This window comes from Chryseobacterium lathyri (genome assembly GCF_003290185.1).
Taxonomy (GTDB): domain Bacteria; phylum Bacteroidota; class Bacteroidia; order Flavobacteriales; family Weeksellaceae; genus Chryseobacterium; species Chryseobacterium lathyri.
The window spans coordinates 61,386-76,621 of sequence record NZ_QNFY01000010.1; the positions used below are offsets into that span (position 1 = coordinate 61,386).

At 38.8% G+C, this 15,236-nt stretch carries 16 protein-coding genes and 1 riboswitch; of the genes, 8 read left to right on the top strand and 8 right to left on the bottom strand.

All coding sequences use genetic code 11. From position 1 onward, the window contains the following. Nucleotide 1 precedes the first annotated feature (1 nt). The 8 genes from DRF61_RS15160 to DRF61_RS15195 all read right to left on the bottom strand — a co-directional run bounded on the left by DRF61_RS15160 (nucleotide 2) and on the right by DRF61_RS15195 (nucleotide 8,891). Nucleotides 2-757, bottom strand: coding sequence for a sulfite exporter TauE/SafE family protein (locus DRF61_RS15160; RefSeq protein WP_111958521.1), 756 nt, complete (start codon nucleotides 755-757; stop codon nucleotides 2-4). Next, the gene (locus tag DRF61_RS15165) at nucleotides 748-1,200 is read right to left on the bottom strand and encodes a FixH family protein (RefSeq protein ID WP_111958523.1); all 453 of its coding nucleotides are present in this window, start codon (nucleotides 1,198-1,200) and stop codon (nucleotides 748-750) included. Before DRF61_RS15165 ends, DRF61_RS15160 begins: the two co-directional genes overlap by 10 nt. A gap of 50 nt (nucleotides 1,201-1,250) precedes the next feature. Beyond that, nucleotides 1,251-2,705, bottom strand: a complete 1,455-nt coding sequence (ccoG, locus tag DRF61_RS15170) for a cytochrome c oxidase accessory protein CcoG (protein ID WP_111958525.1) — start codon at nucleotides 2,703-2,705, stop codon at nucleotides 1,251-1,253. 97 nt (nucleotides 2,706-2,802) lie between these two features. Then, a complete protein-coding gene (locus DRF61_RS15175) occupies nucleotides 2,803-3,684 on the bottom strand; it encodes a cbb3-type cytochrome c oxidase N-terminal domain-containing protein (RefSeq protein WP_111958527.1) in 882 nt (293 codons plus the stop codon). Between the two features lie 10 nt (nucleotides 3,685-3,694). Then, nucleotides 3,695-3,895 (bottom strand): cbb3-type cytochrome oxidase subunit 3, encoded by a 201-nt coding sequence (locus DRF61_RS15180; RefSeq protein ID WP_111958529.1) that lies wholly within the window; start codon nucleotides 3,893-3,895, stop codon nucleotides 3,695-3,697. Between the two features lie 16 nt (nucleotides 3,896-3,911). Beyond that, nucleotides 3,912-6,173, bottom strand: coding sequence for a cytochrome-c oxidase, cbb3-type subunit I (gene ccoN, locus DRF61_RS15185; protein WP_111958531.1), 2,262 nt, complete (start codon nucleotides 6,171-6,173; stop codon nucleotides 3,912-3,914). 5 nt (nucleotides 6,174-6,178) lie between these two features. After that, entirely contained in the window at nucleotides 6,179-6,406 is a 228-nt protein-coding gene (gene ccoS / locus DRF61_RS15190; RefSeq protein ID WP_111958533.1) for a cbb3-type cytochrome oxidase assembly protein CcoS, read from the bottom strand. Nucleotides 6,407-6,515: 109 nt separating this feature from the next. Then, nucleotides 6,516-8,891 carry a heavy metal translocating P-type ATPase gene (locus tag DRF61_RS15195; RefSeq protein ID WP_111958721.1) on the bottom strand — a complete coding sequence of 792 codons (2,376 nt, stop codon included), beginning with the start codon at nucleotides 8,889-8,891 and terminating at the stop codon, nucleotides 6,516-6,518. 89 nt (nucleotides 8,892-8,980) lie between these two features. Between DRF61_RS15195 and DRF61_RS15200 the strand changes: the two genes are divergently transcribed. The 8 genes from DRF61_RS15200 (at nucleotide 8,981) to DRF61_RS15235 (ending at nucleotide 15,235) form a co-directional block, all read left to right on the top strand. Next, the gene (locus DRF61_RS15200; RefSeq protein WP_062652074.1) at nucleotides 8,981-9,694 is read left to right on the top strand and encodes a Crp/Fnr family transcriptional regulator; all 714 of its coding nucleotides are present in this window, start codon (nucleotides 8,981-8,983) and stop codon (nucleotides 9,692-9,694) included. Between the two features lie 63 nt (nucleotides 9,695-9,757). After that, nucleotides 9,758-10,573, top strand: a complete 816-nt coding sequence (gene panB / locus DRF61_RS15205; protein WP_111958535.1) for a 3-methyl-2-oxobutanoate hydroxymethyltransferase — start codon at nucleotides 9,758-9,760, stop codon at nucleotides 10,571-10,573. 3 nt (nucleotides 10,574-10,576) lie between these two features. Continuing rightward, the gene (locus DRF61_RS15210; protein ID WP_111958537.1) at nucleotides 10,577-10,900 is read left to right on the top strand and encodes a hypothetical protein; all 324 of its coding nucleotides are present in this window, start codon (nucleotides 10,577-10,579) and stop codon (nucleotides 10,898-10,900) included. A gap of 3 nt (nucleotides 10,901-10,903) precedes the next feature. Next, a complete protein-coding gene (locus DRF61_RS15215) occupies nucleotides 10,904-11,581 on the top strand; it encodes an RluA family pseudouridine synthase (RefSeq protein ID WP_111958539.1) in 678 nt (225 codons plus the stop codon). A 144-nt stretch (nucleotides 11,582-11,725) separates the two neighbouring features. Continuing rightward, nucleotides 11,726-11,823, top strand: a riboswitch (TPP riboswitch). A 59-nt stretch (nucleotides 11,824-11,882) separates the two neighbouring features. Next, entirely contained in the window at nucleotides 11,883-12,089 is a 207-nt protein-coding gene (thiS, locus tag DRF61_RS15220; protein ID WP_111958541.1) for a sulfur carrier protein ThiS, read from the top strand. A 25-nt stretch (nucleotides 12,090-12,114) separates the two neighbouring features. Further along, nucleotides 12,115-13,926, top strand: a complete 1,812-nt coding sequence (thiC, locus tag DRF61_RS15225) for a phosphomethylpyrimidine synthase ThiC (RefSeq protein ID WP_111958543.1) — start codon at nucleotides 12,115-12,117, stop codon at nucleotides 13,924-13,926. Beyond that, complete coding sequence (locus tag DRF61_RS15230) at nucleotides 13,923-14,510, top strand: thiamine phosphate synthase (RefSeq protein ID WP_111958545.1); 588 nt, start codon at nucleotides 13,923-13,925, stop codon at nucleotides 14,508-14,510. The genes thiC and DRF61_RS15230 overlap by 4 nt, the downstream gene beginning before the upstream one ends. Then, nucleotides 14,486-15,235, top strand: coding sequence for a hydroxymethylpyrimidine/phosphomethylpyrimidine kinase (locus tag DRF61_RS15235; RefSeq protein WP_111958548.1), 750 nt, complete (start codon nucleotides 14,486-14,488; stop codon nucleotides 15,233-15,235). Before DRF61_RS15230 ends, DRF61_RS15235 begins: the two co-directional genes overlap by 25 nt. Nucleotide 15,236 lies beyond the last annotated feature (1 nt).

Here is a 15,236-nt window from a genome sequence, read left to right on the forward strand (position 1 = left end):
TTTAATGACAGTTGCTTGAGCTATGGTCGTGGCCTTCAATGTGGCAATTGCCGTTATGATCTTTAGAAATCGTCATAGCTTCGGCTCTCGGTGAAATATAAGGAATTCCCAGTTCAAGGCCTCTCAGAATAAATAATCCTCCTAAAATAATCATAATAACAGGAACTGCTTTTAAAATTTTAATTCTAAAAGCCTGATTCATGAGATTGCCGGCAAGAACTACAGCAAACATGAATGGGAGTGTCCCGAGTCCGAATAAAGCCATATATGAAGCTCCCTGCCATATTCCTCCGGCTGCCAGGCTGGCTGTAAGAGCCATATAAACCATCCCGCACGGAAGGAAGCCGTTAAGAAGCCCGGTTGTAAACCTTGAGCGGTAATCTGCTTTCTGAAGCAGCTTTCCTAAATTTGATTTTACTGAAAAGAGAAATTTAGAAAGAAAAGGAATCTTAGAGGCAAAATCTTTTCCTCCAAATGAAAACAAAGCCATGATAATCAGAAGAATTCCTGCAACGATCGTAAGATATTGCTGGAAGCCAGCCATTTCAAAACCTTCTCCTACAATTCCCAATATGGCACCTAATAAAGAATAAGTGAAAATCCTGCCGAACTGATAGGTTAAATTTTGAAGATAGAAATTAGTAGCCTGTTTCTTAGTCAACCCCATCGATAAAGCAATAGGCCCGCACATTCCGATACAGTGAAAACCGGAAGCAAATCCTAATGCAATTGCCGATAAAATAAGTCCTATTTCCATATCACATCATAATCCATTCTATAGTCTGTTTTGTCTTTCATCCACATAAGTCTCAGGGTATAATTTCCTGCTTTTAATACCTGTCCCGGTATAAAAAAAGACTGAGCGGCATCAAGCTGTACAGATTTTTTTATGTCTAAATTCTGATCGTCGGTTCTGTTTAAAACAAACTTTACCGTAGTATTGGTATTATTGTATTCTTTTGGAAAAGTAATCTTAATTCCGTTTTTTTCCTGACTGTATACCGGCTTTTCCTGCAGGTCGTCAGCTCTTTTCTTGGCATCAATGACATCCTGGTACTTAAGTTCCTCTTCATAATAATTATCGGTTACCATTTCAGAATTTTTCTGCCCGTTCGGGAAAAGAAATAGCATCGATAATATAAAAACAATGAATGCAAATAATGCAATGACTACACCGTGTCCCCAGCTAAAGTTTTTCATTTCTTCCGGTTTTTTTATCTGTTTTGAACCTCATTATTGAGGCTTTTTAATTAAAATTGTAATTTAAATGGTCCCTCGAAATACGTCTGATAAGAATCTATAAGCTTTCCTTTCATATCATACACACCGATGGTTATGTTTTGTTTTGAAAGTTTCATATCATTTTCCGGGAAGCTGATATTGATTGTTCCTTTCGAAATTTTATCTCTGTCTACCTGGATCTTGCTGGATGCACTGTACGTGATCTCACCGTGTGCAGGCTCAAGAACTTTTATCGTCACAATCTTTTTGTCGTTGGTTTTATTGAGGAATGTATAATTATAGGTATTGGTAATCTTACCGTCTCTTACAAAGAATGTACTTCCAGCGGGCTTAATGAATTTCGCTTCCATTTCTCCTCTGTTGTAAAGAAGAAACCCTAAGAACCCAACCAATAAAACAAGAACCACTGCAAAACCTTTCATCCTTCCTGTGAATTTGAACTCGGTCTGGTTTTCAATTTCATTTTCCGATGCATATCGGATCAATCCTTTTGGAAGTCCTACCTTTTCCATTACTTCATCACACGCGTCAATACATGCGGTACAGTTTACACACTCCAGCTGCTGTCCGTCCCTGATATCAATTCCTGTAGGACAAACAACCACACACTGATGGCAGTCGATACAGTCTCCTTTTCCTGCAGCCTTACGGTCTTCACCTTTTCTCCATTTCGATCTGTTTTCTCCTCTTTTAAAGTCGTAGAAAACATTAATCGTATCTTTATCAATCAAAACACCCTGAAGTCTGCCGTATGGGCAAACTAAAGTACAGACCTGTTCTCTGAACCATGCAAATACAAAGTAAAATGCTGCTGAAAACAGGACCATTATAATAAAGTTGGTAGGATGGGCAAACGGTCCTTCTGATATAATTTTGAAGATCTCTTTATACCCCACGATATACATCAGCATAAAGTGAGTGATGATCAGGGAGATGATAACATAAACTGACCACTTCAGGCTTCGCTTCCAGATTTTTTCGCTGTTCCACTCCTGTCTGTCCAGCTTCATCTGCTTGTTTCGGTCCCCTTCAATAAGATATTCAATTTTACGGAAGATAGATTCCATAAAAATTGTCTGAGGACATATCCATCCGCAGAAAATTCTTCCGAACGCAATCGTAAAAATGATGATAAATATTAAGGACGCGATAGCACCTAGAGTAAGGATAAAAAAGTCCTGTGGATAGAAAGGCTGTCCGAAAATGAAAAACTCCCTATCGATAACATTAAACAAAAAGAATGGGTTGCCATTAATTTTGAGAAATGGCACCGTAAAATAAATAATTAATAAAGTATAACTTACAATGTTTCTATAGTTGGTGTATTTTCCTTTGGGTTTTCTCGGAAATACCCATTTTCTTTTACCGGATTGCTCCATTGTCCCGATAGAATCTCTGTAAGTTTCAGGATCCAGAACCTGTCCCTGTCCGCCTCGTACTTCTATTTCTTCTATATCTGACATAGTATACTATATTTTAAAAAAGAAAAAACATAATTCGTTACTATTTTAATCTAATAACAAATTATGTTTTTTTCATATGTTTCTAATTTTTTTAAAATTATTCTTTTTCCCAATGCGCTTCGGTTCCCTGAGGAGCTGCTCCTCCCTGAGCCTGAGTCACTGGCGGTTGTTCCTGATTAATGTGATATACATAAGCTGCAATCTTTTCAATCTCTGCTCCTGAAACTTCTCCGTTTTTACCGAATGCTCTCATCGCAGGGTTGGTAGGAGAACCATTCCAGTCCATATGGAAAACATTTTTAAATAAAGTTTTCTCTGGCTGATTGATCCAGTAGTTATCCGTAAGGTTTGGACCAATACCACCGCTACCGTCTTCTTTGTGGCAAGATGCACAGTTGGTTTTGAATAGTTCTTTACCTTCCGCGATATTGTCGGCAGAGTATTTAGCTGTTTCTATTGTTACAGGAGGCTGATTCTTTTCATATTCTGCAATGCTTGCCATCTGCTCCTTATATTCCTGCTCATATTCGCTCAACGGGTGTGCGAAATCTGTGAAAGAATATGCTGCGATATATACAATACAAAAAGCAGTCCCAAAATAGAATAATCCTACCCACCATTTCGGAAGCTGGTTATCCAATTCCATGATCCCATCGAAACCATGATCGATAAGGATATCTTTTTCTTCTGTAGCAGACTGTTTTTTGAATGCACTGTCGTACATCCTTCTTAAGAAAGGCACTTTCTTTTCTGCCAGATAAGCTGCTTTTTCTTCCGGAGATAGTTTTTTGAACTTATTATTTTCAATCAAATCTCCAATAGCACTGTGGATGTATGCTAAAATAGCACTGATCACAACAGTTCCCCAGAAGTAAGGTGAAGCTAGGAACGAGTAGCTCTGTACAAACAAATAATAAAAAACTATTAAAAGTCCAGTTATTATTAAGATGTTTACAACAACAGGTGTTCTTTGTTTCATAATAAATAGTTTAATTTTTTAAATTAAAATCGTCATCCTCATCATCCCCAAGTGGAGCTTCTTCTTCCTCTTTGTAATATTTTTTAGGTCTGCTAAAAACATAGATTACCAGAGCTATGAAGAACAGCATAAAGAAAATCAGAGCCAGCGTCTGGTAGAGACCAGCGTTTTCTGTATTGGATAATATATCTTTAAAGTTCTGAGGAATCATGTGAACCTTTTAATGTTTAGTTAGTACTTGCTGTTTTTATTTCTGTAGTCTTGATATCTGTTCCTAATCTCTGAAGGTAAGAAATAAGAGCTACGATCTCTTTTTTCTCCAATTCTCCCTGAGGTCTCTTAGCATAAGCTACCTTAAGGTCATTAGCTTCAGAGAAGATGTCTTTTACGATTTTTGATGCCTGGTTGTCTGCCCAGTTGTTGGCAGAATCTATTTCAGCTTTCGTATAAGGAACTTCAAATGTATTCTTCATCAGCTTCATTTTGTCTACCATCTTGGATCTGTCCAGGTTGGTAGCAATTAACCAAGGATAACGAGGCATGATAGAACCTGCAGAGGTAGATCTTGGGTTATACATGTGCTTGTAATGCCAAGAACTTGGGTTTTTCCCTCCTTCTCTATGTAAATCCGGTCCTGTTCTCTTAGAACCCCATAGGAATGGTCTGTCATATACAAATTCTCCCGCTTTAGAATACTGTCCGTTTTTACCATTAAATCTTGTAATCTCATCCCTGAAAGGTCTGATCATCTGGGAGTGACAGGCATTACATCCTTCACGGATATAAATATCTCTACCTTCCAGTTCAAGTGGTGAATAGGGTTTTACTGCTGATATCGTAGGAACACTTTTCTTAAGGGATAGTGTAGGGATAATTTCAATTGAACTACCGATGGAAATCGTGAAGAAAGATAAAATACCTAATAATACAGGCATTCTTTCAAGCCATAAGTGAGTACCTTCACCTTCTTTACGTTTGTTTCCGATGTTGGCCAATGCAGGTGCTTCAGCAGGAACATCTTTCTGGAATGAACCTTTTCTTACGGTAGCGATTACGTTAACAATCATTAGGATAGCCCCGGAAATATAGAATATACCTCCTAAGAATCTCATCTTAAAGTAAGGAATGATTGCAGTTACCGTATCCAGCCAGTTTTTGTACATCAAAGTACCATCCGGGTTGAACTGTTTCCACATCAAACCTTGTGTAAATCCTGAAATATACATTGGTACTGCATAGAAAATAATTCCTAATGTTCCTAACCAGAAATGCCAGTTAGCTAGTTTTACAGACCAAATTTTTGTTCTCCACATAATGGGTACCAAGTAATAGATAACCCCGAATGCCATGAAACCATTCCATCCTAGAGCTCCTAAGTGTACGTGACCGATAACCCAGTCTGTAAAGTGACCAATTTTGTTGATATTTTTAGTTGCCAAAAGCGGACCTTCAAATGTTGCCATACCGTAGCATGTAACAGCTACTACGAAGAACTTAAGGATAGGATTTTCCCTTACTTTATCCCAAGCTCCTCTCAGCGTAAGAAGTCCATTTAGCATCCCTCCCCATGACGGTGCGATAAGCATGATAGAGAAACCTGTTCCCACTGCCTGCGCCCATGCAGGAAGAGCAGTATACTGAAGGTGGTGAGGACCAGCCCAGATATATACGAAAATTAATGACCAGAAGTGAATAATAGACAGTTTATAAGAGAAAACCGGTCTGTCTGCTGCCTTCGGAAGGAAGTAATACATTAAACCAAGAACCGGAGTTGTCAGTACGAAAGCTACGGCATTGTGACCGTACCACCACTGTACAATAGCATCCTTTACCCCTGCATATGCTGAATAAGATTTCCAGCCGGAGAAAGATAACGGAACTTCAAGATTGTTGAAAATATGAAGCATAGCCACGGCAATCCATGTACCGATATAGAACCAGATAGCTACATAAAGGTGTCTTACTCTTCTTTTTGAAATCGTAAGGAACATGTTGATTCCGAAAACAATCCAGGAGAATGCAATCAATATGTCGATCGGCCATTCATGTTCAGCATATTCTTTTGAAGTATTGATCCCCATAAAGAACGTAACGAACGTAGCAACGATCATAAACTGCCAGGTCCAGAAATGTAACCAGGATAATGTATCACTGTACATTCTTGTTTTTAATAATCTCTGTAATGAGTAATAAATACCGGTATAAACGATATTACATACAAATGCCCAAATTACAGTATTGGTATGAAGCATTCTGATTCTTCCAAAACCAAATGCACCATGAGTGTTTATTAACCCTTGAATATTGCCTGATGCAAGACTTTTGATGGTTGTATCATCTGTACCGAATATAAATTCCGGCAATTCCGGGTAGAAAAGCATTAATGCCGCCGTAAGCCCGAACGTAAATCCTATAAGACCGAAAACTAAGGTCGCATAAAGGAACGCACGGACAATACTGTTGTCATAACTAAACTTTTGTGTTTCCATATCAACTATTCACTTTTTTCTTCAATTTTATTATTTTCTCCTATTTTTTTCTCGTCTTTATCTTTGTCGCCTTTTTCATCCTTTTCCTTGATTTCTCCATTATCAAAAAGGATTCTGACAGCCGGAGATTCATCATCTTCAAACTGTCCTTTTCGGGCATACACTATAAATACGACCAAGAAAATCGCAGCTAAAGAAACACTGCAGAGGATCATTAAATATAGAATATCCATTGGACAACAAAATTAACCTATTTTCGGGGTTCAAATTTAGTGAAAAATAATGACATTCATCACGAAATGCGGATTTCAGCTAATTTAAAATCAGTCTAAATAAGGGCTTCTACGCCTGTTTTTTGAAATATTTGCGGCCCAAAATCCAGGTGGAAAGAGTAGTGAATGTAACCACAGTGATGGAACTGATTGGCATGATGATTGCTGCGAAGAGCGGATGCATCTGACCTGTAACTGCGTAACTTAAACCAACGATATTGTAGAGAAAACTGATTATGAATGTCATTTTTACAATAGTAATAGATCCTTTGCAAACATTCAGGTAGTTATCTAATGTGACTACCTTATCGCCATTCATGATCACGTCGGAAGAAGGGGTAAAGCTGTTTGTGTCATCTGCGATGGCGATTCCCACATTACTTTGCTTCAGTGCACCGGCATCATTCAGTCCGTCTCCCAGCATAGCCACTTTCATGTTCTGATCCTGAAGATTTTTGATGTAGTTCAGCTTGTCTTCCGGGCTCTGGTTGAAGGTCATTCCCTGATATGTAGGGATAAGTTCCTTAAGCTGGTTTTCCTCTGAAGAGTTGTCACCGCTCAGGATGAATATTTGGTAGCTGGTAAGCTTCGTGAATAGCTCCTTTAATCTCGGACGGTATTCATTTTTGAAGATGAATTTACCTAAAAGTCTGCCATTTTTGCTGATGTATACAGCTGTTTCAAGGTTTTTAGGCTCCTGATCATTATAACGGGCGGAGCCAATTTTATAAATATTTCCTCTTACACTGGCTTCATATCCTTTTCCGGAAATCTCCTGGAAATTTTCAACAGGGAAATAGTCATCACTTACCTCTATAAATTCATACAGAGATTTAGAAAGCGGATGGTTGGAGTTTTTTAATAAAGTTTTGATATTCAGGTTGTCAAATTCATTGATTTCAAAACCTTCATATCTTATGTTTGATTTTTTTCTGTGGGTAATAGTTCCTGTTTTATCAAAAACAATAGTATCAAGTTTTGCAATTTTCTCAATCGTTAAGGTATCTTTCACGTAAAACTTATTACGTCCTAAGATTCTCATGATGTGTCCGAAAGTAAACGGAGCAGATAAGGCTAGTGCACAAGGACATGCAATGATAAGAATGGCTGAAATAACCTGGAACATGATTTTAAGGTCAATAAATGACCAGTAAATTCCTGAGATTAATGCAATGCCTAAAATGATGAATGTGAAGTACTTGCTGACGTTGTTGGTCAGTGTGTCAAGACCTGTTTCATGCTTCTTAAAAGCTTCCTTATTCCAAAGCTGTGTCAGGTAACTTTGATCCACATCTTTAATTACTTCTAGCTCTAATGATGAACCTATCTGCTTTCCTCCTGCAAAAATTTTATCACCCGGCTGCTTGCTGATGCTTTCACTTTCTCCCGTGATAAAGCTGTTGTCTATATTTCCTTCCCCGTTAATCAGAATGGCATCCACCGGAATGATTTCCTGGTTTCTTACCAGAATTCTGTCCCCCACTTTAATCTCAGAAAGAAGGATGTTGTTCTGTTTTCCTTCAAAATCTACTTTGGTAACTGCAATAGGGTAAAATGATTTATAATCTCTGTCGTAGGATAAAGCGCTATACGTTCTTTTCTGAAAAATTTTCCCCATTAGCATAAAGAACAGCAATCCACACAATGTGTCAAAATATCCAGGACCGTAATCTGTAACCACTTCGTAAATGCTTCGTCCAAAAAGAACAAAAATTCCCAGGACAATCGGAACATCGATGTTGACGATCTTGTTTTTCAACCCATACCAGGCAGATTTGTAATAATCCGAAGCAGAATAAAATACAACAGGACAGGCTAAAAGGAACATCAGTGTTCTGAAGAGTCCTTTATAATGCTCCATCCAGTAATCCTCACCCCCTACATATTCAGGGAAGGCAAGGAACATCCCGTTTCCGAATGCGAATCCGGCAATGGCAAATTTTATAAGAAGAGATTTGTCAAGGTGATCTACGTTTTTATCGGCGGTTTCAAGGCTGATAACGGGTTTATAGCCGAGATTGGTTAAGAAATTAGCTAGTTCGCTTAATTTGAGATCGTTATGATTGAATGAGATCTGTAAAGTCTTTCTGGTGAAGTTTACCTGAGAATAGTTGATGTGCTCATTCAGGGTATGTAAGCTTTCCAGAAGCCATATGCATGAAGAGCAGTGTATTACAGGGATTTTAAACGTAACGAGACTTGTTTTTCCTTCTGAGAAATCAGTGATTTTTTCGAAGATTTCAGGGGTGTCAAGATATTCAAATTGAGAAGAGCTCTCATCAGGGCGGATTCCGGCCCTTTTATTAAGTTCGTAGAAATTGGTTAAATCATTGAGATTCAGAATTTCGTAAACAGACTTACAGCCATTGCAGCAGAAAGTCTTTTCATCAAATAAAATTCGCTCCTTTTCTATACCTTGACCACAATGAAAACAGTTCTCGCTCACCACCATAATATATTGAACTACAAAATTATAACAATTTTTTTTGTTTATCGCGTTAAAAAGTTCTATTTTTGTGATAAATGTCATATAAAATGTCGCAGGAACAACAGATTGCAATTGAAGAGAGGTTCGCCAGAGTTTTTAATGATAAATCATTTAAGGAAAGACTTTCTAGCACTGATTTTGAAAAATATATTAACAGCAAGAAAAAATTAAGTTTTCAGAAGCACGACACCATTTTCGAGGACGGAGAAACGCCAAAAGGAGTATACGTTTTAGAAAAAGGTGCTGCCAAGCTTTCCAAGTCCGGAGCTTTTGGAAAAGACCAGATCTTAAGATTTATCAAAGAGGGGGATATTATCGGCTATCGTTCACTACTTTGCGGGGAAAACTTCCAGGCAAAGGCTGAGGCTATGACAGACATTGAATGCATTTTCCTTCCGGCAGATGTTTTCATGTATCTTTTAGAGGTAGATCCGCAGCTTTCCTTTGCAATGCTTCAGAAAATCTCCTACGAACTGGGAGAATCATCTAATACCATTACCTTCCTTGCGCAGAAAACGGTAAGAGAAAGACTGGCTGAAATCCTGATACTTCTGGAACAGAAACTGGGCGTAGATCCTGAAGGGTTTATTAAAATTTCGCTCACCAGAGAAGAAATTGCCAACATCATCGGTACTGCTACAGAAAGTGCCATCCGTTTGATCTCTGAATTCAAACAGGACAGTCTCATAGAAGTAGACGGAAGAAACATCAAAATTTTGAACCACGACAAACTGATGAAACTAGGTCACGTAGTTTTATAACAATCATACAAAAACTTAAGTCGGCGAAAGCCGACTTTTTAACTTTTAAAAAATAGATACATTATGTCTGTTCACTCTGAAATTAAAAAAGTTACGACTGAAACCTTGCGGAAAATGAAATTCGACAAGGAAAAAATAACAATGCTTACTGCCTACGACTTTACTACTGCAAAAATGGTAGATGCCGGAGGGGTAGATGCTATTTTGATAGGGGATTCTGCTGCTAATGTGATGGCTGGTTTTGAAACGACTTTACCCATCACGCTGGATCAGATGATTTATCATGCTCAAAGTGTTGTTCGTGGAGTTGACAGAGCTCTTGTGGTAGCGGACCTTCCATTCGGAACCTACCAGAGTAATCCTGAGAAAGCGCTGGAGTCTGCAGTTAGAATGATGAAAGAAGGTGGTGCTCATGCTGTAAAAATTGAAGGAGGAAAAGAAATTTCAAAATCTATCAAAAAAATTATCAATGCAGGAATTCCTGTTATGGGACATTTGGGATTGACACCACAGTCTATCTATAAGTTCGGAACCTATAAAGTAAGAGCTAAAGAAGAAGCAGAAGCAGAAAAACTGATCAGTGACGCACAGCTTTTGGAAGAATTAGGATGTTTTTCAATTGTTTTAGAAAAAATTCCTGCTGATTTAGCGAAAAAAGTATCAGAAAGTATTTCTATTCCGACTATTGGAATTGGAGCAGGAGCTGATTGTGACGGACAGGTTCTTGTATACCACGATATGGTTGGGATGAACAAAGGCTTCAGTCCGAAGTTCTTAAGAAGATACCTTGATCTGTACACAGAAATAACAGGTGCGGTTGCCCAGTACGTGAAAGATGTGAAAAGTGTTGAGTTCCCTAATGAAAATGAAAGCTACTAATTGATGATGAATCAACAACAATCACTTCAGGGAATCTTATCCATCGCAGCAATCATATGTATGGCGGTAGGTTGGTTCAATTTATTTTCTCCGGAAATTAACGAGCTTCTCTCCAGAAAAGTCTTTTATGTATTGATAGGAGCAAGTTTCTTCGTTCAGGCACCTACGCTTCCTAATAAAAACTTTATGTATGGTATGTATGCAGCGGCAGCACTTTGTGTCATCGGGGCATTTTTACCGGCAGATTCTAAACTTTCAATGCTTAAAACAATCGGTCTTCTTGGAGGAATTGTTATTTCTTTGACTAACAGACCGAGGCGTTCGTAATGTATGGAAGAGCAGATTGTATATGAAGATAACCATCTTCTGGTGGTTAACAAAAAAGTAGGACAGCTTGTTCAGGGCGATAAAACCGGCGATGAATCTTTGCTGGAGTCCATTAAGAATTTTATCAAAAAAAGAGATGCTAAGCCGGGAAATGTTTTTCTCGGTTTGGTTCACCGTATAGACCGCCCAACCTCGGGTCTGGTTATCTATGCTAAAACTTCCAAAGCACTTTCCCGCCTTACCCAGATGGTGAAAAACAGGGAAGTAAAAAAAACATATTGGGCTGTTGTGGGTAAAGAAATGATCCCTCAGAGCCAAAGACTTGTTCATTACTTAAAGAAGAATGAAAAAAATAATAAGGCCATTGTTTTTCCAAAGGTAACAGAAGGAGCAAAAGAAGCGATTTTGACCTATCATGTGATCAAAACCTTAGATAATTATATGCTCCTTGAGATTGATCTGGAAACCGGAAGGCATCACCAGATCCGTGCTCAGCTGTCGAAAACCGGAATTCCTATAAAAGGCGACTTGAAATACGGAGCGCCTCGCTCCAATCCGGATGGCGGGATTAATCTTCATGCACGGAAACTGGAATTTATTCATCCGGTAACTAAAGAAAAAATAGAAATTACAGCTCCCGTTCCGCAGAATGATGCTATCTGGAGAGCTTGTGAAGAGTAAAAATTACTTCATTCAATCTTTTTAGGTAAAATTTTGAGTATAGAATCTTTTAAAAATAAAATAAGGTCATTTCAATATTGAGATGGCCATTTTATTTTTAAAACAAATTCAATTTTGCCTATTCTGAAAAAATAACTACCTTCGTCACAACTTTAGGGGTGTCTGTAGATATACAGACTGAGACTTTACCCTTTGAACCTGATCTGGATTATACCAGCGTAGGGAAAAGTAAATGACTTTTGCTGTACATTCTATTGTGCAATAATGGCCATTCCTAAAGTATATTTTAAAATAATTAGGAATGGAACTTACAATCAACCACACAACGAAAACATTTGAAGTACTTCCCGATAATCTGGAAGCACTCATGGCTATGGAAATACCCGGAAAGAAAAAAGGGATAGCCGTGGCTCTCAACAACCGTATTATTCCATTGTCCGACTGGGCAGAAACAACCCTTAAAGATAAAGATTCAGTTTTAATCATTACTGCCACTCAGGGCGGATAATTTTCATTTAATAATACAAAAACTTATGGCTCATTCAATCACTTGTTCGCCATTTCCGAACGCCAAGAAAATTTATGTTGAAGGAAAAATACATCCTATCAGCGTAGCAATGCGTGAAATTCACCTCAGTCCCACAAAGCTTAGCAATGGGACGTTGGAAGATAATGCACCTGTAACCATTTATGATACCTCAGGTCCTTATACGGACGAAAATGCATTAATCGATATCATGAAAGGACTTCCAAGAATCAGGGAACAATGGATACTGGACAGAAAAGATGTGGATATCCTGAACGGAATCACCTCAGAATACGGAAAAGCCCGCCTTGCAGATTCACGTCTTGATGACCTGCGTTTTGCCTACGATCACAAACCGAAAGTGGCAAAAGAAGGCTTCGAACTTACGCAGCTCTATTATGCAAAACAAGGAATCGTTACCGCTGAAATGGAATATGTAGCCATCAGGGAAAATCAGAGGATCGAGCAGCTGGATACGGTTTCCCAGGATATGGCATTTCAACATCCCGGGAACAGTTTCGGTGCCAATACTCCGAAAGGTAAGATCACCCCGGAGTTTGTAAGAGATGAAATTGCGGCAGGAAGAGCAATCATTCCAAACAACATTAACCACCCGGAGAGTGAGCCAATGATTATTGGACGTAATTTTTTGGTTAAAATTAATGCTAACATCGGAAACAGTGCTGTTTCATCCAGTATTGAAGAAGAAGTAGAGAAAGCGGTTTGGGCCTGCCGCTGGGGAGCTGATACCATTATGGATCTTTCTACGGGAAAAAACATTCACGAAACAAGGGAATGGATCATCAGAAACAGCCCGGTTCCTATTGGTACTGTTCCCATTTACCAGGCTCTTGAAAAGGTAAAAGGTGTTCCGGAAGATCTAACATGGGAAATTTTTAAAGATACCTTAATTGAACAGGCAGAACAAGGCGTTTCATACTTTACTATTCATGCCGGAGTTTTATTAAGATATATCCATCTTACAGCAAAAAGAGTAACAGGAATTGTTTCACGAGGGGGATCTATTATGGCAAAATGGTGTCTTTACCATCATAAAGAAAACTTTCTGTACACCCATTTCGAAGAAATCTGTGAGATCATGAAGAAGTACGACGTAGCTTTTTCCTTGGGAGATGGTCTTCGTCCTGGATCTATTGCGGATGCCAATGATGCCGCTCAGTTTGCTGAACTTGAAACTTTAGGGGAACTGACCAAGATCGCATGGAAGCACAACGTGCAGGTGATGATAGAAGGGCCGGGCCATGTACCAATGCATATGATCAAAGAAAATATGGATAAGCAGCTGGAAGTATGCCAGGAGGCACCATTTTATACTTTAGGTCCTTTGACGACAGATATTGCCCCAGGTTATGATCATATTACTTCCGGAATAGGAGCGGCAATGATCGGCTGGTTCGGATGCGCAATGCTTTGCTATGTAACTCCGAAAGAACATTTGGGTCTTCCCAACAAAGAAGATGTAAAAGTTGGAGTTATTACTTACAAATTAGCTGCACATGCTGCAGATCTGGCGAAAGGTCATCCCGGAGCGCAATACAGAGATAATGCTTTGAGCAAAGCCAGATTTGAATTCAGATGGGAAGACCAGTTCAATCTTTCATTGGATCCCGATACGGCAAGAGCTTATCACGATGAAACGCTGCCGGCGGAAGGTGCTAAAATTGCCCATTTCTGTTCCATGTGCGGTCCAAAATTCTGTTCTATGAAAATTACCCAGGAAATCCGCGATTCTGCAGAAAAAGGCATGCTGGATAAATCCCAGGAATTTATTGAAAAAGGAAAAGAAATTTATATATGATCCTGGTTATCACTCCCGAAACAATAGTTCAAAACGAAACAGAGATCATCAATCAGTTGTTTCAGGAAGGATTGGACCTGCTTCATATAAGAAAACCAATGATAAGCCGGGAAGAAATGAAAAATTTCCTGTATGGTATTGATGAGGAATTTTATTCCCAGTTGGTATTACACGGATATTATGATTTGGGGAAGGATCATCATATTTCCCGGTTTCATTTCAGAGAAGCGGACCGGAATGCAGGGATTTATAAATCCCATATCGGAAAAAACATTCTTTCCACTTCGGTTCATGATATGGAAACGTATAATGCACTAGGAAAAGAATGGGAATATTCATTTTTCAGTCCTGTTTTCCCAAGCATCTCTAAAAAGGGGTATGGGGAAGATTCATCTTTAATAGAAGAATTGAGATATAGAACTAACCAGGAAGTAAAATTAATTGCATTGGGAGGAATCAACGAAAACAACATCTGTACAGTATTTGAAAACGGAGCAGATGGAGCAGCACTATTAGGTGCGGTATGGAACAGCGACCAGCCATTAAATATATTTAAAAAATGCAGACAGAACGTCCTTTCGTGATGACCATTGCGGGATTTGATCCCTCAGGTGGCGCAGGTGTTTTGGCTGATATAAAAACATTTGAGCAGCTTGGTGTAATGGGACTGGGTGTTTGCACAGCAATGACCGTTCAGACGGAATCCCGGTGTTTAAGCATAGAGTGGCGGCCTTTAGACGAGATCATAACATCCATAAGTGTCTTGATGAAAGAATACCCTGTTGAAGCTATAAAAATCGGAGTAATAAAAGATGCGATATTTCTGGAAAAGATCATAGAAACAATACGGTTCTATAATGCCGGAACAAAGATCATCTGGGATCCGGTATTAAAAAGTACTTCAGAATTTTCTTTTTTTGATCTGGAAACCTTACCTCTTTTGAAAGATGTTTTAAAAAAAATTGATCTTATTACACCCAACTATAATGAATACAGGGTTTTGCAAGAAAGTAGCCTCTTAGATCAAAGCGAAAATTTTTGTGCTGTACTGGTTAAAGGCGGTCACAGAACAGATAAAATTGGTACAGATATCCTGATCCGGAATGGAGAAGAGGTTTCATTGGAGCCGAATCTTGATGAGTCTTCTGGCTACTATCCGAAACACGGTTCAGGATGCGTGCTGTCTTCAGCAATTGCAGGTTGGCTGGCGAAAGGGGAAAGTCTGGAAGATGCCTGCAGGAAAGGAAAGTTATATACCGAAAAATTTTTAAAAAGTAACCCCTCTTTATTGGGTTTTCATTCAGTTTAAT